This window comes from Curtobacterium sp. MCPF17_002 (assembly GCF_003234115.2).
GTDB lineage: Bacteria > Actinomycetota > Actinomycetes > Actinomycetales > Microbacteriaceae > Curtobacterium.
Genome location: NZ_CP126251.1, coordinates 2,690,868 through 2,712,067, shown reverse-complemented (window position 1 = coordinate 2,712,067; position 21,200 = coordinate 2,690,868). Strand labels below are relative to the sequence as shown.

Sequence of the window (21,200 nt, the reverse complement as noted above, 5' to 3'; positions counted from 1 at the left end):
CCCGGCCGCTGCCACGGCCACGCGCGTGCCGCACCCGAACACTCCTCTTGCCGAAAGGCCCCGCCCATGTCCACGACGGTCCTGCCCGACTCGGAGCGCATCGACCTGACGCACACGAAGGCCCCGACGATGTCGGGCCGTCCGCCAGGTCGCAAGCGCAAGACCCACTGGCTGCCCTACGCGCTCGTCGCGCCGGCCATCCTCTTCGAGCTGCTCATCCACATCGTGCCGATGCTCACCGGCATCTGGATCTCGTTCATCCAGCTCACCAAGTACTTCATCGCCAACTGGGGTGCTGCGCCCTTCGCCGGGTTCAAGAACTACGCCGTCGTCATCGACTTCGACCAGGCCATCGGCAAGGGCGTCCTCAACTCGTTCCTCATCACCTGCGGGTTCACCGTGCTGGTCGTCGGGCTCTCGTGGACGTTCGGGATGGCCGCTGCGGTCGCACTGCAGAAGCCCTTCGCGGGCCGTGGCCTCTTCCGCACCCTGTTCCTGGTGCCGTACGCGCTGCCGATGTACGCCGGTGTCATCACCTGGAAGTTCATGTTCCAGCGGGACTCGGGCGCGATCAACCACCTGTTGGTCGATCAGTTGCACCTCTTCGGCGGGAACGCACCGTTCTGGCTCATCGGCAACAACGCCTTCGCCGCGGTCGTGGTCGTGGCGATCTGGAAGACCTGGCCCTTCGCGTTCCTCATGCTGATGGCCGGTCTGCAGTCCGTCCCGCACGACGTGTACGAGGCCGCTTCGGTCGACGGCGCGAAGCCGTTCCGGCAGTGGCGCTCGATCACCCTGCCGATGGTCCGCCCGGTCAACGTGACGCTCGTGCTCGTGATGTTCCTCTGGACGTTCAACGACTTCAACACACCGTTCGTGCTGTTCGGTTCGACCGCACAGCCACCTGCGGCCGACCTGTTGAGCTTCCACATCTACAACGCCTCGTTCATCACCTGGAACTTCGGTTCGGGTGCCGCGATGAGCGTCCTGCTCCTCCTCTTCCTGCTCGTCGTCACCGGCATCTACCTCGCCGTGACCAACCGGAGGTCCGTCCGTGCGTGAGACGACTGGCGCCAAGTCCTTCAAGATCGTCACCCTGGTCATCCTGACCCTGTTCACGGTCGTTCCCCTCTACGTGATGATCACCACGGCCATCAAGCCGCTCGGTGACGTGCAGAACAACTTCACGTGGATCCCGACGAACATCACCTTCCAGCCGTTCATCGACATGTGGTCGACGGTGCCGCTCGGTCGGTACTTCATCAACTCACTCGTGGTGTGCACGGTGGCGACGGTGTTCTCGCTGATCATCGCGACGTTCGCCGCCTACGGTGTCTCGCGCTGGAACTTCAAGGGCAAGAGCGCCTTCACCACCGCGGTGCTCTCCACCCAGATGTTCCCGGGCGTGCTGTTCCTGCTCCCGCTGTTCCTCATCTTCACGAACCTCGGGAACGCCCTCGGCGTCCAGCTGGTCGGGTCGTGGCTCGGCCTGATCATCACCTACCTGACGTTCACGCTGCCGTTCTCGATCTGGATGCTCGCCGGGTACTTCGAGACGATCCCGCGCGAACTCGACGAGGCCGCCATGGTCGACGGCTCGGGTCCGATGGGTGCCCTGTTCCGGGTCATCCTGCCCTCGGCTCGTCCGGGTCTGGTGGCGGTCGGCATCTACTCGTTCATGACGGCCTGGGGTGAGGTCCTCTTCGCCTCCGTCATGACGAACGGTCTCGGGTCCACCCTGGCGGTCGGTCTGCAGCAGTACTCGACGCAGACGAACGTGTACTGGAACCAGGTGATGGCCGCGTCGCTCGTCGTGTCGATCCCGGTCGTGGCCGCGTTCCTCGTCGTGCAGCGTCAGTTCGTGGCCGGTCTGACCGCCGGTGCGGTGAAGTAGCGCAGAGTTCGCACATCCGAGACTCGGCTCGGTGGACAGAACGCGGGTGGATCCACCCGCAGGACGTCCGCCGGGCCGAGTCTCGGTTCCAGGCACACGACAGGATGGACGCATGACCGAGAACCGAGGGCGGCAGCTGCTGCCCGGCCAGACCAGCCGCGTGCACGTGTACGACGTCGAGACGCGCTCGAGCCGGCTCGTGTTCGAGTCCGCCACGGTCCTCGTCGAGGCGCCGAACGTCCTCGACGACGACACCCTCGTGCTCAACGGGGACGGGGACCTCTGGCTGCTGCGGCTCCCCGCCGCCGGCAGCGACACCGTGCTCGACGAGTCCGCACTCGTGGCCGTGCCGATGGACGGCGTCGACGAGATCAACAACGACCACGTGCTCGACCCGTCCGGCTCGTCGATCGTGGTGAGCGCCCGGAACGGCGAGCTCTACCGGGTGCCGCTGCCCGAGGGCGGAGCGACCGAGCAGATCACCGACGCCGCCGCGGTCCTGCCGGTGACGCGCAAGTTCTACCTGCACGGCATCGCACCGGACGGCTCGTCCCTCGCCGCGATCGTCGGGGAGCTGTCCGAGGACGGCGTGTGGACGACCGACGTCGCGCTCGTCGACCCCGTGACGGGGGAGCCGACGTTCGTCACCCGCGACGAGCACCACGACGACGGCTGCACGATCAGCCCCGCCGGCGGCATCCTCCTCTGGAACACCGAGCGCTTCACGCCGGGGACGGCGCAGCTCGCGTCGCTCTGGCCCGGCCACGGCAACCCTGTGCGGCTCACGAACGACGACCGGGTGAACTGGTTCCCGCACCTGTCGCCGGACGGCGCGCACCTGCTCTACCTGTCGTACGAGCCCGGCGTGCAGGGGCACCCGGCGGACCAGCGCGTCGAGCTCCGGCTGCTGCCGGGGTCCCTCGTCCGCGGTGCCCGGATCGCCGTGGCGCCGGAGACGCTCGTCGCGCTCGACGGCGGCCAGGGGACCGTGAACGTGCCGCCGTGGGCTCCCGACTCGACCTGGTTCGCCTACTGCGACTACCCCGTCGGCCCTGTGGGCACGGGCGACCTCGCGCGCTGAGCGACACCTCACGGGCCGCGCCGGGCGTGACCTGTCGCTGACCGCGAAACGCCACCAACCCACGGGAGGCACGGTGCGCGTCGGACGCGCACCGTGCCTCCAGGCCGGGTGGTGGACGCGACTAGACCTCGCGCACCTGCCCCTGCTTGATGTGCAGCCGGCGCTCCGCCCGCTTCGCCACCCACGAGTCGTGCGTGACGATGACCACGGTGAGTCCCCGCTCCTTCCACTGCTTCTCGATGAGCCCCATGATCTCGTCACGGGTGGCCTCGTCGAGGGCGCCGGTCGGTTCATCCGCGAGCAGCACGCTCGGGTTCTTCACGAGTGCCCGCGCGATCGCGACGCGCTGCTGCTGTCCGCCGGAGAGCTCCGCGGGGAGGTGGTCGAGCCGTTCGCCGAGCCCGACCTCCTGGAGGGCCGCCGTCGCCCGCGCACGGACCTCGGCACGGGTGCGGTTCGCCAGGGTGCCGGCGAACGCGGTCTCCACGTTCTCGAGCGCCGTCAGCGTCGGGATGAGGTTGAAGCTCTGGAACACGAAGCCGATCTCGGTCGCCCGGAGGTCGGTGAGCGCACGGTCGCCGAGCTTCGCGACGTCCCGGTCGCCGAGCTGGACCGACCCGGCGCTCGGCCGGTCGAGCGCGCCGAGCATCTGGAGCAGCGTGGACTTCCCGCCACCGGTCGGGCCCTGGATCACGACGAGCTGCCCCTGCGGGATCGTCAGGTCGACGTTCGTCAGCGCCGTGATGGTCCGGTTCTTCTGCTTGTACGTCTTGCTCACGTTCTGCAGGCGGTAGATCGGACTGGAGGCGCGGCTCGCCTCCGCCGCGGACGGTGCGGTCTCGGTGCTGGTCACGGGTGCTCCTTCGGGTCGCGTCGTCGGGCTGGCTGCGGTGGTCGGGTCGGTGGTGGGCGTCGCGCCGGTGGTGGGCCGGCCCGTGGTGGGCGTCGCGCCGGTGGCGGGCCGGCCCGTGGTGGGCGTCGCGCCGGTGGCGGGCCCGGGCATCAGGCCACGCTCCGGAGGGCCTCGGCCGGACGGAGGCGGCTCGCACGCCATCCACCGAGTGCGCCGGCGATGAGGCCACCGAGGATCGCCAACCCGATCGCGAGCAGGATCACCTCGACGGTCACCGGGGCGTGCAGCACGACGTCGGTCGTGGACGCGGTGCTCGCACCGCCGCCGCCGAACCCGCCGGCCGCAGCGCCACCGGTGGTGCCGCTCCCGGCCGCCGCCGTCGCAGCGCCGCCGGGCACGCCGGCTCCTGCGCCCGCACCGCGGTTCGTGGTGCTCGTGGCGCTCGCCGAGATCGTCGGGGCGATCACGTTCACGACGAGGATGCCGATGAGGCCCGCGGCGGCACCGATGACGCCGCCGATGATGCCCTGCACGAGGGACTCGCCGGCGACCTGCCGGGTGATCCGCCCGTTCGACCAGCCGATGGCCTTGAGGGTGCCGAACTCACGGGTTCGGCGGGTGACGCCGGAGATCGTGAAGAGGATCGCGATGAGGAACGCCGCGACGAGGACGACGATCGACAGCCAGGTGCCGAGGTTCGAGACGAGGCTCGAAGCCGTGCTCAGCGAACCCGAGACGCTCGATGCCAGGTCGGACTCGGTGGAGACGGTGGCGCTCGTGAGCTGCTTCTGCAGCGCCGACTTGATGGTGTCCACGTCGGAGGAGGACTGCGCGGAGACGTAGATCGAGGTGACCTTGCCGTCGAGGTCCGCCAGGGTCTGCGCGGTGTCGAGCGGGATGTAGGTGTTCGAGCCGGTGGTCGACGAGGAGCCGGTCGACGAGACGATGCCGATGACCTCGAAGTCCTTCCCGCCGATCGACACGGTGTCACCGACGGCCTTCGACTCGCTCTTCGCGTAGCTCGCGTCGAGCACGACGACGTCCTTGCCGGCGTCCTTCGCCGTGAAGGTCCGGCCCTTGGTCAGCTCGGTGCTCGTCAGGGGGCCGACGGCGGCGCCGGAGACCGGGATGCCCGTGACCGTGAACGAGTCGACGCTGAAGGAGCCGCCGCCGAAGCCGCCGCCCCCGGTGCCCCCGGTGCCGCCGGTGCCGCTGGGCGGGCTCTGCTGGGTGGCGGTGTCGCTGCTCGTGCCGCTGTCGGACTGCTGCTGGACCTGGCCCGAGAACGTGCTGTTCTCGAGGGTGAGGACACCGGTCGCAGCCTTGACGCCGCTCGTGCCGGCGACCGTCGTGACGTTCGCGGCGCTCAGCGTGCTCGATCCGCGGGACACGGCGAGGCGGGACTGGGACAGGTCGGTCGAGCCGCTGCTGTCGCTGCCGGAGGCGCCCTGGCTGCCGAAGTCGAAGCTCGGACGCCCGGTGCTCGACGCGCTCGGGGTCTCGGTCTTGGTCACGGTGATGTCCGTGCCGACGCCGTAGACGGACTCCAACACGCTCGCCTGCGCCGCTTTCACGCCGCCCGCGATCGAGGACACGATGACCACGAGTGCGATGGCGAGCGCCATGCCGATCGCGATGATGACGGTCTGCTTCTTGCGGTTCGTGAGTTCGCGCCTGAGGTAGGTCAGGAACATGGTTCTCCTCGGTGGTGGCCGGCGGGGGTCACCGGCCGTGCAGAGCGCACGGCGGGGCCGACGGGGAGAACCTAGGCAGCGTGGTTATGGGCCGCACTGCCCGTTCCTATGGGATGGCTAAGGAGCCCGTCGTTCGGCTCGGGACGTGCCGGCCCGCGGGCCCTCGACCGGCCGCGCGCCCACATCTCCTCGACGACCCACAGACGCTCGATGGCCGCTCCACAGACCGCTCATAGAAAACTCTCGATACTCGAAGACGTGACCATCTCCCAGCCTGCAGCCGCCCCGCGCCTCACCCGTGCCGACGGAAACCCGTTGCGCATCCTCGTCGTCGACGACGAAGCCAGCCTCACCGACCTCCTGTCCATGGCGCTCCGGTACGAGGGCTGGGACGTGAAGAGCGCGAACGGCGGCCAGGACGCCCTCGCCACCGCGCGCGAGTTCAAGCCGGACGCCATGGTGCTCGACGTCATGATGCCCGACCTCGACGGGCTGCAGGTCCTCAGTCGCCTCCGTCAGAACAACGACGACACCCCGGTGCTGTTCCTCACCGCGAAGGACTCGGTCGAGGACCGCGTCACCGGCCTCACCGCCGGCGGCGACGACTACGTCACGAAGCCGTTCTCGCTGGAAGAGGTGGTGGCGCGCCTCCGCGGGCTCATCCGCCGCTCGCAGATCTCGATCTCCGAGGCGGGCGACTCGCGCATCGTCGTGGGCGACCTGGTACTCGACGAGGAGTCCTACGAGGTGTCCCGCGCCGGCCGGCCCATCGAACTGACCGCCACCGAGTTCGAGCTGCTCCGGTTCCTCATGCGGAACCCCCGCCGTGTGCTGTCGAAGGCGCAGATCCTCGACCGCGTGTGGTCGTACGACTTCGGCGGCAAGTCGTCCGTCGTCGAGATCTACATCTCCTACCTGCGCAAGAAGATCGACGCCGGCGAGACCCCGATGATCCACACGGTGCGCGGCGTCGGGTACGTCATCAAGCCCACCTCGTGACCCTCCGGCGCCGGCTCGTCCTGAGCATCGTCGCCCTCGTCGTGGCCGTCAGCGCGGTCATCGGCGCGGGCAGCATCATCGCGCTCGCGACCATCCAGACCGGCGCGATCGACGCGCAGCTGCAGAAGGCGACCGCCCGTGCGTCGACGAAGTTCGGCCAGGGCGACCAGCCGGAGGGCGGGCAACGGCCGAACGACGACGCACTGCAGCCGCTCGGGCAGGCCGCGGGCACGCTCACCGCGTACTACGTGACCGGTGGCGTCGCGGCCGGCATCGTGCTCAACGAGGACAGCTCGCGGTCCGCGCTGACGACGGACCAGCTGAAGCGGCTCGGTGACGTCAAGGTCGGTGTCGACCCCGCGACGATGAGCCTCGGCGGCTCCCTCGGGAAGTACCGGGTCGCCGCCGTGCAGGTCGACAACCCTGCGCTCGGCAACGCCGTGCTCGTCGTCGGGCTGCCCATGTCGCCGGTGTACGACAGCATCCGGTCCCTGCTCGTCGTCGTCATCCTCGTCGTCGCCGCAGCCCTCGTCGTCGCCTCGATCGTCGCAGCGGTCGTCGTCCGCCGGTCCCTCCGCCCACTCGAACGCGTCGCCGAGACGGCCTCGACCGTCGCCCGGATGCCGCTCGAGCGGAGCGACGCCCTGCAGGACGTCCGCGTGCCGGACACCGATCCACGCACCGAGGTCGGACGCGTCGGCAGCGCCTTCAACCGGATGCTCGGGCACATCGCCGGGGCCATGCAGGCCCGGGAGCGTTCGGAGCAGAAGGTGCGGCAGTTCGTCGCGGACGCCTCGCACGAACTCCGGACCCCGCTCGCCTCGGTGCGCGGGTACGCCGAGCTCACCCGCCGGATGGGCGGCGACCTGCCGAAGGACGTCGTCTACGCCATGAGCCGCATCGAGTCGGAGTCGATCCGGATGACCTCGATGGTCGAGGACCTGCTCCTCCTCGCCCGGCTCGACGAGGGCCGTGAGATCCAGTTCGACGACGTGGACCTGACCGGCCTCGTCTTCGACGCGGTGAACGACGCGCACGCCGCATCGCCGGAGCACCCGATCGACGTCGACGTGCCGTCGTCGCCGGTCGTGGTCGTCGGGGACGCTGCGCGCCTGCACCAGGTCATCGTCAACCTCGTCACGAACGCACGCACCCACACCCCGGACGGCACCCGCATCACCGTGGGGATCGCTCCGTCGGCGTCGGGGGCCGGCTCCCGGCCCGGTGTCGACCTCACCGTGCGGGACACCGGGCAGGGCATCGACCCGGAGTTCCTCCCGAAGCTGTTCGAGCGGTTCGCCCGCGCCGACAGCTCACGCTCCCGCACCGCCGGGTCGACGGGGCTCGGGCTCGCGATCGTCGACGCGGTCGTGCAGGCGCACGGCGGGTCCGTCGACGTGACGAGCGAGCCGGGCAACACCGTGTTCACCGTGCACCTGCCCGCCGAGCAGACCCCCGACGTGGCGGCTGCCGGGCCCGATGCGGCTGCTGCTGAGGCTGCTGCGCCTGCCCCAGCGGCGGCATGGTCCGAGGTGCCAGATCGCGCGTAGGAGGTCGAATCGCTCGTAGGAGGCAGTTCTTTCCGACCCCCTACGAGCGGTTCCGCTTCCTACTGCACGCGTGATGGGTTGGAACGCGCGTGACCACGGACTGGAGGCGCGGGGCGGGCCCGCACCGCGCCTCCAGTCCGGTGTTTGGTCACCTCCAGAGCATCTGGTACAGTTCTCGAAGCCAAAGACCGCCGGATGTTCGCGTGCTCGCATGTGAACCGAAGGTCCTCCATCGTGAGGCATCCCGCGCAGGTGTTCAGAACCACTCCCGCCTTTCTGGTGGAAGCAGCTCCGAGCCTCTGCGCCGGAGCTTTTTTCGTTCGTGGACCTGGGGCTACCGGCAAGAAACCCCAAGGAGAACCATGGCGAACAAGGAAGCTGCGGTCGCCGAGCTCACGGAGTCCTTCCGGAGCTCGAACGCCGTTCTGCTCACCGAGTACCGCGGTCTCACGGTCGCGCAGCTCAAGGAGCTCCGCAACTCGATCCGTGAGCACGCCACGTACGCCGTGGTGAAGAACACGCTGACCAAGATCGCGGCGAACAACGCCGGCATCTCGTCGTTCGACGACGAACTCGCCGGTCCGTCCGCTCTCGCCTTCGTCCACGGTGACACCGTCGCCGTCGCGAAGTCGCTGCGTGCATTCGCCAAGGCGAACCCCGAGCTCGTGGTGAAGGGCGGTTACTTCGACGGTAACCCGCTCACCGCGACCGAGGTGGACAAGCTCGCCGACCTCGAGTCCCGTGAAGTGCTGCTCGGCAAGCTCGCCGGCGCACTCAAGGCCTCGCTGTTCGGTGCTGCGTACCTGTTCCAGGCACCCCTCTCGCAGGCCGTCCGCACCGTGGACGCCCTTCGCGAGAAGCAGGAGTCCGCGGCCTGATCAGGCACGCGTTCATCAACCACACGTACTAGCTAGTAGTAGGAGAAAATCATGGCGAAGCTTTCGCAGGACGAGCTCATCGAGGCCTTCAAGGAGCTCACGCTCATCGAGCTCTCGGACTTCGTGAAGAAGTTCGAAGAGGTCTTCGAGGTCACCGCGGCCGCCCCGGTCGCCGCTGCCGCCCCCGCCGGCGCAGCTGCTCCGGCCGAGGCCGCTGAGGAGAAGACCGAGTTCGACGTCGTCCTCAAGTCCGCTGGTGACAAGAAGATCCAGGTCATCAAGGAGGTCCGTGGCCTGACGTCGCTCGGCCTCGGTGAGGCCAAGGCGCTCGTCGAGACCGCCGACGCCAAGGTGCTCGAGGGTGTCAACAAGGAGACGGCCGACAAGGCGAAGGCTGCCCTCGAGGCCGCTGGCGCCACGATCGAGCTCGCGTAGTCACTGCGCACTCTGTGTGCACAGCGCACTGTGTGTGCGAAGGCCGCTGCCCCTCCGGGGGTGGCGGCCTTCGTCGTGTGCGGCGGTGCGCGGTTGCGCGCGTGGGCGAGTCTCGGCTGGGCGGACAGTTTCGCGCCTGATCAGGCACGAAACTGTCCGGGTGGCCGAGTTTCGGTGCTCACACGAACACTCCGTGGGAGCGGAACAACGCGAGGAAGCGGTCGAGGTCGACCAGGTGCCACCACGTGACCCGGATGATCGTGGTCACCTCGGGCCGGCGCCGAAGTCGATCCTCGCGGAGCTTTTCCTGCCAGAGGACCTCCTGCGGTGAGCGGTCCCCGAGCATCGCAGGGTCGACGTACTTCTGCTTCCCGTCGAACTCGACGACGACTCCCTGTTCCGGAAGCCAGAAGTCGACGCGGTCCACATGACGTCCACTCCTGAACTCGCGCTGGGGTTCGACCGACCGAAGGCCGATCTCGACCAAGCGGATGGCGGTGTAGGACTCGCCGACCGACTCGTGCAGCGGATCAAGGGCAGCCGCGACGAGTCTCGCTCGTCGCGAGCCGCGAGCGGGTCCCTCGGGCAGCGCGGCCTCGAACCGGGCGACGTCGAGCTCACCGGCTCGGACGGCAGAGTCGATGGCCACGGCCGCGACGTGCGGCTCCATCGTCAGAGCCAGGAGCACTGCCGTGGTGAGCGCGTCGGCGACGGGTACCCCGTCGAAGCGAGCGGGTGCGGTGCCGAACGGGCACTGGCCGAGACCGTGCCGGACCACTCCGGCCCGGTGTTCGACTCCTCGAACCGCGTCGTCGACCACATGGACGCGATCCGTGGTGCCGCCGATCAGTGCCCAGCCGTGGATGAGCGCCGCGGTCTGATGCGAGAAGACGGCCGTACGGGACAGGTCCGGACCGATCGCCCATGCACGAGTGAGATGGCGGTCCGCCGGCGCCAGCCCTGCCCACACGTCGGCGGCGATGTAGACGTTCGCGCGGAGCCGGACGAGTTTCCCCGCTGCGTGGAGTCGACGCAGACGTCGGCCCTCAGAAGGGTCGGAATCACGGGCACGGAGGAGCGGTGGACGGGTTCGGCGGTAGCGCATCCCGACATGGTGGTGGGATCAGCCCTCGCATGGCCGTCACTTCACCGAGTTGTGGACGGGCCGCCGACGCCCGTCGCCTGTGCACGAGTGGCGAGACTCGCGTGGGTGGACAGTTTCGCGGCTTTTGACCGCGAAACTGTCCGCAGGGCCGAGTCTCGGCGAGGCGGCGCGCGGCGCGGGCGCGGCGCGGGCGGGCGCCCGCGCGTCAGCGCAACGTGCTGTGGCGGCGGCCGTAGGCCAGGTAGAGGGCGGCGCCGACGACCATCCAGATGCCGAAGGCGATCCAGGTACCGATGCCGAGGAACACCGCGAGCAGCACGCAGCAGAGCGCGCCGAGGATCGGCACGACGGGGAAGAACGGCACGCGGTACGAGCGCTCGAGCCCGGGCTGGGTACGACGGAGGACGATGACGGACACGTTGACCAGGGCGAACGCCACGAGGGTGCCGATGCTCGTCGCGTCGGCGAGTTCCCCGAGCGGGACGAGCGCGGCGACGATCGTGACGACGACACCGATGATGAGGGTGTTCGCGATCGGGGTGCCGGTGCGCTTGGAGACCCTGCCGAAGACCTTCGGCACGAGGCCGTCCCGTGCCATCGTGAGCAGGATCCGCGTCTGCCCGTACAGCACGGTGAGGACGACACTGGCGATCGCGACGACGGCCCCGATCGAGAACACCAGCGCGACGATCGGCTGCCCGGTGACGTCGACGACGATGCGGACGAGCGAGGCCTCGGTCGACGAGAACGACGTCCACGAGCGCGCGCCGATCGCGGCGATCGCGACGAGGATGTAGAGCGTGGTGATGAGGGCGATGGAGCCGATGATCGCGCGGGGGAGGTCGCGGCGCGGGTTCTTCGCCTCTTCGCCCGCGGTGGACGCCGCGTCGAAGCCGATGTAGGAGAAGAACAGCCGGGACGCGGCAGCGGTGACGCCGGCTGCCCCCATCGGTGCGAGCGGTTCGAAGTTCTGCGCCTGGAACGCCGAGAACGCCACGACCACGAAGAAGACGAGCAGGGCGATCTTCACGATCACCATCACGGTGTTCACCCACGCGCTCTCCCGCGCGCCGGGCAGCAGGATCGCGGTGGCGAGGAGCACGAGCACCGCGGCCGGCAAGTTCACCACGCCGCCGTCACCCGGGGGCGCGGAGAGCGCGGTGGGCAGGTGCAGCCCGAACACCCGGAGCGTCTCGTCGACGTACTCGCTCGCCCCGACCGCGACGGCGGCGACCGACACGGCGTACTCGAGCACGAGGCACCAGCCGCACACCCAGGCGATGCCCTCGCCCATCGTGGCGTAGGTGTACGAGTAGCTCGACCCGGACGTCGGCACCGCGCCGGCCATCTCGGCGTAGGACAGCGCCGACAGCAGCGCGGCCACACCGGCGACCACGAACGAGATCCAGACGGCGGGCCCGGCGAGCGGCACGGCGGTGCCGAGCACGACCAGGATGCCGGTGCCGAGGGTCGCCCCGACGCTGATCATCGTCAGGTGCCAGACCCCGAGCGAGCGACGGAGCGGCTCACCGTTCACGCCCACCGCGGCATCGGCCTGCAGTTGCTCGATCGGCTTGCGACGGGCGAGCTGCGTGCGGAGGGACGTGGGGCGGGTGGACGCGGACGTCATGGGACCTCGAGTGGTGCGGGGAAGGGGACGGGAAATGGTCGCATGCCCCCTGAACGGGGTCAAATACGGGCGGGACCGCCGATGTCCCAGCCCGGGGCTAGGTTTGGCTCCATGAGCATGGGCGGTGGGATGCACGGCGGCGGTGGCCGTGGTGGTCGCGGTGGCGGCGGTGGCCGGATCTCGAGCGGCGACTTCGCGGCGCAGAAGGCCGCCAACGCCGAGGCTCCGCGGATCCCGCACCTCGTCAAGCGCATCGCGGGGCTGTTCGTGCCGCACCGGAAGACGATCGTCACGACCGTGGTGCTCGTGCTCATCGGTGCGGCGATCTCGGTCATCCCGCCGCTGTTGACGCAGAAGGCGTTCGACCTCGGGCTCTTCCCGAAGTCGGGCGGGCCGAACCTGCCGGTGCTGTACGAGCTCGTCGGCGCGATGGTCGCCCTCTGGATCGCGAGCGCCGGGGTCGGCGTCTGGCAGACCTACCTCACCGCGACGGTCGGCAACAAGGTGATGGGCTCGATGCGCATGCGCCTGTTCGGGCACCTGCAGCGCATGGAGCTCGCGTTCTTCACCCGCACGAAGACCGGCGTGATCCAGTCCCGGCTGCAGAACGACGTGGGCGGTGTCGCCAGCGTGCTCAACAACACGATCTCGTCGGTCCTCGGCAACACCGTGACGGTCATCGCCGCGGTGGTCGCGATGCTGCTGCTGAGCTGGCAGATGACGATCGTCGCGGTCGTGCTGCTGCCGCTCCTCGTGATCGCACAGCGTCGGGTCGGCCAGGTCCGCGCCCGGATCGCGGGGCAGACGCAGGAGTCGCTGTCGGACATGACCGCGATCACACAAGAGGCACTGAGCGTCTCCGGCATCCTGCTCGCGAAGAGCTTCAACCAGCAGCGCAGCGAGACGCAGCGGTACGGCGCCGAGAACCGGAACCAGATCCAGCTGCAGGTCCGCCAGCAGATGTCCGGGCAGTGGTTCTTCGCGATCGTGCAGATCTTCCTGTCGATCATCCCGGCGATCATCTACGTCGTCGCCGCGTACCTCATCATCGGCGACGTCCCGATCACCGCGGGCACGATCGTGGCCTTCACGACCGTGCAGTCGCGGCTGCTGTTCCCGACCGTGGGGCTCCTCCGCGTCGTGCTGGACCTGCAGACCTCCGGTGCGCTGTTCGCCCGTATCTTCGAGTACATGGACCTCGAGCCCGCGATCACGGACTCGCCGACGGCGAAGCCCGTGGACGAGTCCCGGGTCGGCCACGTGGCGTTCGACGACGTGACGTTCACCTACCCCGACGGCGAGGCGGACAAGCCGACGCTCCGCGGAGTGTCCTTCGAGCTGCAGCCGGGTCAGTTCGCGGCCTTCGTCGGTCCTTCGGGCGCCGGCAAGACGACGGTGTCGTACCTGGTACCGCGCCTGTACGAGGCGACTGCCGGGTCGGTGCGGTTCGCCGGACAGGACGTCCGTGACATCGTGCACGAGGACCTCATGCAGCACGTCGGCATCGTCTCCCAGGAGACCTACCTCTTCCACGCCACGATCGGTGACAACCTGCGGTACGCCAAGCCCGACGCCACGGCGGAGGAACTCGAGCGGGCGGCGCGGGCGGCGAACATCCACGAGACGATCGCGTCGTTCCCGGACGGCTACGACACCGTGGTGGGGGAGCGCGGGTACCGCCTGTCCGGCGGCGAGAAGCAGCGCATCGCGATCGCGCGGGTCCTGCTGAAGGACCCGCCGGTGCTCGTCCTCGACGAGGCGACGAGCGCGCTCGACTCCATCTCCGAGCGGGTCGTCCAGACGGCGCTCGACAACGCCGCCGCCGGTCGCACGACGATCTCGATCGCGCACCGGCTGTCGACGATCCGCGACGCCGACGTCATCTTCGTCCTCGACCACGGCCAGATCGTGGAGCAGGGCAGCCACGAGGAACTGCTCGGCCGCGACGGGATCTACGCGACGCTGCATCGTGAGCAGACCGCACCCGCGGACGCACTCGGCCGGTGACGCGAGCGCGCGGCCGGCGTCCCGACGCACCACGTGCCGGCCTGGAGGCGCGTGGCGGCGCCGCCACGCGCCTCCAGTCCCGCACGGAACAGCACGCACGGCTTCCGCACGTCCAGTCCCAGCAGAGGAACGTGTCCGCCGCTTAGGATCGACGGGTGCGTTACGCGAACTCCGTCCTCGACCTCGTCGGCGACACCCCGCTCGTCAAGCTCAACCGGGTGACCGAGGGGGTGCGCGCGACCGTGCTCGTCAAGGTCGAGTACCTCAACCCCGGCGGATCCTCGAAGGACCGGATCGCCACCCGGATCATCGACGCGGCCGAGGCCTCCGGCGAGCTGCAGCCCGGTGGCACGATCGTCGAGCCGACCTCGGGCAACACCGGGGTGGGGCTCGCCCTCGTCGCCCAGCAGCGCGACTACCGCTGCGTGTTCGTCCTGCCGGACAAGGTCGGCGAGGACAAGCGGAACGTCCTCACGGCGTACGGCGCCGAGATCGTCGTGACGCCCACCGCGGTCCCGCCGGAGCACCCCGAGTCCTACTACTCGGTGTCCGATCGGCTCGTCCGCGAGATCCCCGGCGCCTACAAGCCGAACCAGTACGCGAACCCGAACGGCCCGCGCAGCCACTACGAGACCACCGGTCCGGAGATCTGGCGCGACACCGAGGAGCGCATCACGCACTTCGTCGCGGGCGTCGGCACCGGCGGCACCATCTCGGGCACCGGGCGCTTCCTCAAGGAGGCCTCCGACGGCCGCGTCCGCATCGTCGGCGCCGACCCCGAAGGGTCCGTCTACTCGGGCGGCACCGGCCGTCCGTACCTGGTCGAGGGCGTCGGCGAGGACTTCTGGCCCGCCGCGTACGACGCCGGCGTGCCGGACGAGATCATCGCCGTGTCGGACGCCGACTCGTTCGCGATGACCCGTCGCCTCGCCCGTGAAGAGGGCCTGCTCGTCGGTGGCTCGAGCGGCATGGCCGTCGTCGCCGCGCTCCGTGCGGCCCGCGACCTCACCGAGGACGACGTCGTCGTGGTGCTCCTGCCGGACGGCGGTCGCGGCTACCTCGGCAAGATCTTCAACGACCGGTGGATGCGCTCCTACGGCTTCGCGGAGACCGACGACGAGCGGACCGTCGGTTCGCTCATCGCCGGGAAGGACGGCCGGCTGCCCGACCTCGTTCACGCGCACCCGTCCGACACCGTCCGCGAGGTCGTCGACATCATGACGAAGTACGGCGTCTCGCAGATGCCCGTGCTCAGCGCGGAGCCGCCGGTCGTCATCGGCGAGGTCGTCGGCGCGGTCGAGGAGAAGGCACTGCTCGAGCAGGTCTTCACCGGGTCCGCGAAGATGGCGGACGCGCTGTCCGGCTTCGTCGGCGACCCCCTGCCGCTCATCGGCGTCGGTGAGTCGGTCTCCGCCGCTCGTCGGGGTCTCGAGTCCGTCGACGCGCTCCTCGTCGTCGAGGACGGCAAACCCGTCACCGTCCTGACCCGCCACGACCTCCTCACCTACCTGTCCGAGTAAGGAACCCGCCAGCATGACCGAGTTCAGCACCCGCGCCGTCCACGCCGGCCAGGAGCCCGACGGCCCCACCGGAGCCGTCATCCCGCCGATCCACCTGACCTCCACGTACGTGCAGGACGGCATCGGCGGCATGCGGAACGGGTACGAGTACTCCCGTGCCGGCAACCCCACCCGCGACTCGCTGCAGACGCTCCTCGCCGACCTGGACGGCGGTGTCGCGGCCTACTCGTTCGCCTCGGGGCTCGCCGCCGAGGACGCCCTGCTCCGTGCGGCGCTCGTCCCCGGCGCCCGTGTCGTGATGGGCAACGACGTCTACGGCGGCACGCACCGTCTGGTCAGCCGCCTGCACGTGCCGTGGGGCGTCGAACTCGTCGTCGTCGACATGAGCGAACTCGACCAGGTGCGCGCCGCACTCGTGGGCGCTCCGGCGCAGACCGTGCTGTGGGTGGAGACGCCGACGAACCCGCTCATGAAGATCGCCGACATCGCGGCGCTCGCGACCCTCGGGCACGAGTCCGGCGCCCTCGTCGTCGTCGACAACACCTTCGCGTCGCCGTACCTGCAGCAGCCGCTGTCGCTCGGCGCCGACGTGGTCGTGTACTCGACGACGAAGTACCTCGGGGGACACTCCGACGTCGTCGGCGGCGCGGTCGTCCTCGCCGACGAGGAACTCGCGGCGAAGGTCCAGTTCCTGCAGTTCGGCGCCGGTGCGATCTCCTCGCCGTTCGACGCCTTCCTGACGACCCGCGGCATCAAGACGCTCGCGGTGCGGATGGAGCGGCACTCGCAGAACGCGCAGGCCGTCGCCGAGGCGCTGGTCGCAGCCGACGGTGTCGAGCGCGTCTACTACCCGGGTCTGTCCGACCACCCGGGGCACGAGGTCGCGGCGCGGCAGATGCGCGGCTTCGGCGGCATGCTCTCGGTCGCGCTGTCCGGCGGCCCCGAGGCTGCGCGGCGCTTCGCGGAGTCGACAGAGCTGTTCGCGCTCGCCGAGTCGCTCGGCGGGGTGGAGTCGCTCATCGGCTACCCGTCCGAGATGACCCACGCGTCGGTGAAGGGCACCGAGCTGGCCGTGCCGGAGAACGTCGTCCGGCTGTCGGTCGGCATCGAGGACGCCGGCGACCTGGTCGCGGACCTGCAGCAGGCACTCACGCGCTGACGCGGGGCCGGGCGCCGGGGGCCGGGCGCCGGGAGCCGGGCGCCACGCCCGGCCCGGCCCGGGCCCGGCGGCCTCTACGATGATCGGGTGAGCACCGCCGCGACGAGGACCAGTCTGTTCAGCGGCCCGTACGCGCTCGCCACCGTCGGCATGGTCGCGATCGTCGCCGTCGCGGCGTTCCAGAACCTCGCGATGACGACGGTGATGCCGGAGATCAGCCGTGACCTCGACGGTGAGACCCTGTACGCGCTCGCGTTCGCCGCGCCCCTGGCCGCCGGGGTGCCCGGCATGGTGCTCGCCGGCAACTGGACGGACCGTGCCGGCGGTCGCGTCGTCGCGTGGGTGTCCGCCGGCCTCTTCGCCGTCGGCACCGCGATCGTCATGCTCGCCCCCACCATGGAGGTGTTCCTCGCCGGACGCCTGGTGGAGGGCTTCGGCGCCGGGGCGATCGACGTCGTCCTCTACGTGCTCGTCGCCCGCATCTTCCCCGCCGAGCTGCACGGCCCGGTGTTCGCCGGGTTCGCGGCCGCCTGGGTGGTGCCGGCGCTGATCGGCCCGGCGCTCGCCGGCATCGTCACCGACGTGTGGAACTGGCACTGGGTCTTCGCCGGGGCGCTCGTCATCGCCGTCGGCGCGTTCAGCCTGCTCGTGCCCACCCTCGGCCGCCTGCACCCGCCGGCGGCTGCACTGCGTCCGGCGTGGCAGCGTTCCCGGATCGGCTGGTCGGTCGCCGCCGCGGTCGCGATCCTGCTCCTCAACATCGCGCCGGACCTCGGTGCCTGGGCCCGCGTGGCCGCCGTCGTGATCGGGCTGGTGGGGACGTGGTTCGCCCTCCGCCCGCTGCTGCCCGCCGGGACCTTCCGGGCCGCTCCGGGGCTGCCGTCGGTGATCCTCCTCCGCGGCCTCGTCGCCGCGTCGTTCTTCGGGAGCGAGGCGTACGTGCCGTTCCTGCTGCAGGCGAAGGACGGCCTGTCCGCCTCGGCCGCCGGACTCGCGCTGACCGTGGCGGCGCTGAGCTGGGCCGGGGCGAGCTGGGTGCACGGTCGACTCGGGGAGGACCGGCTCACCGCGGCCCGGACGTTCGGCGTCGGGCTGACCCTCGTGCTCGTCAGCCTGCTCACCGCCCTGGCCGTGGCGTCGCTGGCGCTGCCGTGGTGGCTGCTCGTCGTCGGCTGGTTCGTCGGCGGTGCGGGCATGGGCGCGATCTACCCGCGGACGTCGATGCTGACGCTCCGGTTCTCCGGCGAGGGCGACGACGGGTTCGCGAGCTCGGCCCTGACGATCGCCGACGCCTCGGGCAGCGTGATCGGGCTCGCGGTCACCGGGCTGCTGTTCATCGGGACGGGTGGTGCCGACGGGACGGTGTCGTTCCCGCTCGTGTTCGCGGGGATGGTCGTCATCGCGGCCCTGGCCGTCGCCGCCGTGCGTCGACTCGGTCCGGTACCCGGCCCGGCGTCGGCGACCCGTGCGAACGGGTAGCGTGGCACACCGATCGACCGTTGGAGGATCCGTCGTGCTGCGCTCCGTGGCCGCCGTCGTGGCGGTGTGCTCGATGTTCGTCCTGGCCGGGTGCCAGGGGACGACGTCCGATGCGCCGACCCCGGTCGAGAGCTCGGACCTGACGAGTTCCGACGGCGGGTTCGACCAGCACGCCGTGGTCGGAGTCGTGCTCCTGGCGAGCGCGTCCACCCCCGGTCCGACGTCCGGCGGGGTCGCCCTGCCCGAGCGGTTCGAGACGGACCTGACCACGGCTGGGTTCCGTCCGGACGTCCGGGTGGCGAGCGCCGCCGACCCGGCACAGGACCAGCGGACGGCACTCCGTGCGCTCGTGCGCCGCGGCGCGAAGGTGCTCCTCGTCGAGGCCGCCGACCCGTCCGCCCTGAGCAGCGAGATCCAGGTCGCGCACGATGCCGGCGCGGTCGTCGTCGCGCTCGGCGACCCGTTGCCGGCATCCGGGACGGGCGGGGACGGGGTGTCCTCGGACTACCGCGTGCAGGGCACCGACTCGGATGCGGCGCTCGTGGGCAAGTCGGTCGCGGTCGTCGAGTCACTGCAGCGCGGCGAGAAGCCCTCGACGAGCTGAGTCGCCGCGCAGCGCAAGACCCGCTCCCCGGTTCGCGGCAGGGACCCAGCACCGGGGCGGAGATCCCAGCAACCACGGGCCACGCGTGCTGAGCAGAGCGACAGCATCGGCCCCCGAACGGGTGACGTGGTTCGTCGGTGGAACCACCGACTGTCGAGCCGATCCCGCGACTCATTACAGTCAGCTCACCGCAGCCCACGAAACCGCTGGGAACGGACCGCGTCAGCGACCCGCGACCGTGCTGGGCTCCCCGTCGAGAGGACCCGAAGTGCAACGACGCCCACCGACCCCCGGTCGGTCCACCCCCTCCACGAGCCGGACGCGCACCACCGCGATCGCGCTCACCACCGCCGCGTGCACGATCGGCGCGGTGCTCTTCGCCGCAGGTCCGGCCGACGCCGCTACCCGGCACACCCTGCCGGACTCCACCCCGACGTGGGCCACGAGCGCGAACGACACCGGCGCGGTCGCGGCCACCACCGACGTCGAGGGCGAGGTCTACCTGCCGCTCCAGGACCAGCGCGGTGCCGAAGCCCTCGCCACGGCGGTGTCGACCCCGGGCAACGCCCGGTACCGCAAGCCGCTGACCCCGGCGGCGTGGATCGCGCGGTACGCACCGACGAAGGCGGACGCCGACCAGGTGACCGGGTTCCTCCGGGCGCAGGGGCTCACCATCACGGCGGTGCCGGCGAGCCACGAGTTCGTGGTGTTCCGCGGCGCGGCCTCGGTCGTGAACTCGGTGCTCGGCACGTCGTTGCACGCGTACCGGCACGCCGGCCGCACCCTCGTCGCACCGTCGACCGCGCCGACGCTCCCCACCGCCGTCGCGGGCCTCGTCAGCGGCGTGAGCGTCGACCAGGGCCGGCTCCTCACCCACCCGGAGCTCGTCCAGCAGGGGGAGACCCCGGCGACCTCGACCCCGGCTCGGTCGCTGCGGCAGCAGGCGACCGCGCCGACCGGCATCCAGGCGAAGTGCTCGACCTTCGACGGGGAGCACACCGCGACCGTCCCGGCGGCGTACGGGAAGACGAGCGTCCACACCTTCGCGTGCGGGTACGTCCCGAAGCAGATCCGCTCCGCGTACGGCGTCGACGGTCTCGCCGCGAAGGGCATCCAGGGGCAGGGGCAGACCGTCGCGATCATCGACGCGTACGCCTCGCCGTCGATCGTCCACGACACGAACAGCTCCTCGGCCCAGAACGGCGAACCGGCACTGACGAGTGCGACCTTCGCGCAGCGCATCCCGTCGCCGTCGCAGTTCACCGACCAGGCGCTCTGCCAGCAGCCGAGCGGGTGGCAGGGCGAGGAGACCCTCGACGTGCAGTCCGTGCACGCCGTCGCCCCCGCCGCGAAGATCCTCTACGTCGGCGGCACGAACTGCGGTGGTGGCCTCGACGTCGCGATGTCGAAGGTCCTCGACCAGGGCCTGGCGAACCTCGTCAGCAACAGCTACGGCGACGTCGGTGAGAACGTGCCGCTCGCGAGCATCCGCGGCCAGGAGAACCTGCACGTCCAGGCCGCCGGCGAGGGCATCGGCCTGTACTTCTCGAGCGGTGACAACGGCGACGAGTCCGCGTCGCTCGGCAGCGCCCAGCCGGACTTCCCGGCGTCGAGCCCGTGGGTGACCTCGGTCGGCGGCACGAGCCTCGGCATCGGTGCGAAGGGCCGCAAGACCTTCGAGACCGGGTGGGGCGACGTGCTCGACCAGATCGTCACGAGCGACCGCGGCAACGTCTACTCGACGCCGCTCCCGGGCGGCCTGGTCGGCGGTGGTGCCGGCGGTGGCCGGAGCACGCTCTTCGCCCAGCCGGCGTACCAGAAGGGCGTCGTCCCCGCGTCGCTCGCCGGTGGCGAGCGCGTCTCACCGGACCTCGCGGCGCTCGCCGACCCGTACACCGGGTTCTCGATCGGCATCCGTCCGATCACGGACGACTCCACGCTGGCCGTGGGCGAGTTCGTCAACGAGACCTACGGCGGCACCTCGCTGGCCTCGCCGCTGACCGCGGCGATGTCGGCGCTCGTCCAGCAGTCGACGCACACGCGGCTCGGCTTCGCCAACCCGACGCTGTACGCGACGGCTCGCGTCGCCCCGACGGCGTTCAGCGACGTCCGCCCGCCGTCCTCGCCGATCGCACTGGCCTACACCAGCGCGACCTCGGGCAAGGACTACCTCGTCACGCTCGACCACGACACGTCGCTCACCACCGCCAAGGGGTACGACGACGTGACCGGGCTCGGTGCGGTGTCCTTCACCGGCCTGACGCAGGTCGCGCGGCAGTAGACGGGACGGAGACGGCCTGGAGGCGCGGTGC

Annotated in this window: 17 protein-coding genes; 13 read left to right on the top strand and 4 right to left on the bottom strand. The window is 70.4% G+C overall.

From position 1 onward, the window contains the following. Nucleotides 1-66: 66 nt before the first annotated feature. From DEJ28_RS12540 to DEJ28_RS12530, 3 genes are all read left to right on the top strand, one after another. Nucleotides 67-1,062 carry a carbohydrate ABC transporter permease gene (locus DEJ28_RS12540; RefSeq protein WP_111115960.1) on the top strand — a complete coding sequence of 332 codons (996 nt, stop codon included), beginning with the start codon at nt 67-69 and terminating at the stop codon, nt 1,060-1,062. Further along, nucleotides 1,055-1,894: a carbohydrate ABC transporter permease gene (locus tag DEJ28_RS12535; protein ID WP_111115961.1), complete on the top strand. Its 840-nt coding sequence runs from the start codon at nt 1,055-1,057 to the stop codon at nt 1,892-1,894. The genes DEJ28_RS12540 and DEJ28_RS12535 overlap by 8 nt, the downstream gene beginning before the upstream one ends. Nucleotides 1,895-2,006: 112 nt before the next feature. Continuing rightward, entirely contained in the window at nt 2,007-2,975 is a 969-nt protein-coding gene (locus DEJ28_RS12530; RefSeq protein WP_111115962.1) for a TolB family protein, read from the top strand. Nucleotides 2,976-3,096: 121 nt separating this feature from the next. Here DEJ28_RS12530 and DEJ28_RS12525 read toward each other — a convergent pair whose 3' ends face one another. Both DEJ28_RS12525 and DEJ28_RS12520 read right to left on the bottom strand, forming a co-directional pair. Next, nucleotides 3,097-3,771: an ABC transporter ATP-binding protein gene (locus DEJ28_RS12525; RefSeq protein ID WP_111116004.1), complete on the bottom strand. Its 675-nt coding sequence runs from the start codon at nt 3,769-3,771 to the stop codon at nt 3,097-3,099. A gap of 206 nt (nt 3,772-3,977) precedes the next feature. After that, nucleotides 3,978-5,522, bottom strand: coding sequence for an ABC transporter permease (locus tag DEJ28_RS12520; protein ID WP_111115964.1), 1,545 nt, complete (start codon nt 5,520-5,522; stop codon nt 3,978-3,980). Nucleotides 5,523-5,732: 210 nt separating this feature from the next. On the opposite strand from DEJ28_RS12520, the gene DEJ28_RS12515 reads away from it, so the two are divergent. The 4 genes from DEJ28_RS12515 to rplL all read left to right on the top strand — a co-directional run bounded on the left by DEJ28_RS12515 (nt 5,733) and on the right by rplL (nt 9,384). Next, entirely contained in the window at nt 5,733-6,521 is a 789-nt protein-coding gene (locus tag DEJ28_RS12515; RefSeq protein ID WP_111115965.1) for a response regulator transcription factor, read from the top strand. Further along, the gene (locus DEJ28_RS12510) at nt 6,518-8,071 is read left to right on the top strand and encodes a sensor histidine kinase (RefSeq protein WP_111115966.1); all 1,554 of its coding nucleotides are present in this window, start codon (nt 6,518-6,520) and stop codon (nt 8,069-8,071) included. The genes DEJ28_RS12515 and DEJ28_RS12510 overlap by 4 nt, the downstream gene beginning before the upstream one ends. Nucleotides 8,072-8,433: 362 nt before the next feature. After that, nucleotides 8,434-8,949, top strand: coding sequence for a 50S ribosomal protein L10 (gene rplJ / locus DEJ28_RS12505; protein ID WP_017888663.1), 516 nt, complete (start codon nt 8,434-8,436; stop codon nt 8,947-8,949). Nucleotides 8,950-9,000: 51 nt separating this feature from the next. Then, the gene (gene rplL / locus DEJ28_RS12500) at nt 9,001-9,384 is read left to right on the top strand and encodes a 50S ribosomal protein L7/L12 (protein ID WP_111115967.1); all 384 of its coding nucleotides are present in this window, start codon (nt 9,001-9,003) and stop codon (nt 9,382-9,384) included. Between the two features lie 178 nt (nt 9,385-9,562). Here the strand turns inward: rplL and DEJ28_RS12495 are convergent, their stop codons facing one another. Next, nucleotides 9,563-10,489: a hypothetical protein gene (locus DEJ28_RS12495; protein WP_146248867.1), complete on the bottom strand. Its 927-nt coding sequence runs from the start codon at nt 10,487-10,489 to the stop codon at nt 9,563-9,565. A 205-nt stretch (nt 10,490-10,694) separates the two neighbouring features. Further along, a complete protein-coding gene (locus tag DEJ28_RS12490) occupies nt 10,695-12,119 on the bottom strand; it encodes an amino acid permease (protein ID WP_111115969.1) in 1,425 nt (474 codons plus the stop codon). Between the two features lie 111 nt (nt 12,120-12,230). Between DEJ28_RS12490 and DEJ28_RS12485 the strand changes: the two genes are divergently transcribed. From DEJ28_RS12485 to DEJ28_RS12460, 6 genes are all read left to right on the top strand, one after another. Then, nucleotides 12,231-14,126 carry an ABC transporter ATP-binding protein gene (locus tag DEJ28_RS12485; RefSeq protein ID WP_258368096.1) on the top strand — a complete coding sequence of 632 codons (1,896 nt, stop codon included), beginning with the start codon at nt 12,231-12,233 and terminating at the stop codon, nt 14,124-14,126. Nucleotides 14,127-14,281: 155 nt separating this feature from the next. Further along, nucleotides 14,282-15,646 carry a cystathionine beta-synthase gene (locus DEJ28_RS12480; RefSeq protein ID WP_111115970.1) on the top strand — a complete coding sequence of 455 codons (1,365 nt, stop codon included), beginning with the start codon at nt 14,282-14,284 and terminating at the stop codon, nt 15,644-15,646. A gap of 13 nt (nt 15,647-15,659) precedes the next feature. After that, nucleotides 15,660-16,805 (top strand): cystathionine gamma-synthase, encoded by a 1,146-nt coding sequence (locus tag DEJ28_RS12475; protein WP_111115971.1) that lies wholly within the window; start codon nt 15,660-15,662, stop codon nt 16,803-16,805. A gap of 87 nt (nt 16,806-16,892) precedes the next feature. Beyond that, nucleotides 16,893-18,284: an MFS transporter gene (locus DEJ28_RS12470; RefSeq protein ID WP_111115972.1), complete on the top strand. Its 1,392-nt coding sequence runs from the start codon at nt 16,893-16,895 to the stop codon at nt 18,282-18,284. A gap of 34 nt (nt 18,285-18,318) precedes the next feature. Continuing rightward, nucleotides 18,319-18,888: a type 1 periplasmic-binding domain-containing protein gene (locus tag DEJ28_RS12465; protein ID WP_111115973.1), complete on the top strand. Its 570-nt coding sequence runs from the start codon at nt 18,319-18,321 to the stop codon at nt 18,886-18,888. 268 nt (nt 18,889-19,156) lie between these two features. Further along, the gene (locus DEJ28_RS12460) at nt 19,157-21,169 is read left to right on the top strand and encodes a S53 family peptidase (protein ID WP_258368097.1); all 2,013 of its coding nucleotides are present in this window, start codon (nt 19,157-19,159) and stop codon (nt 21,167-21,169) included. Nucleotides 21,170-21,200: the final 31 nt, after the last annotated feature.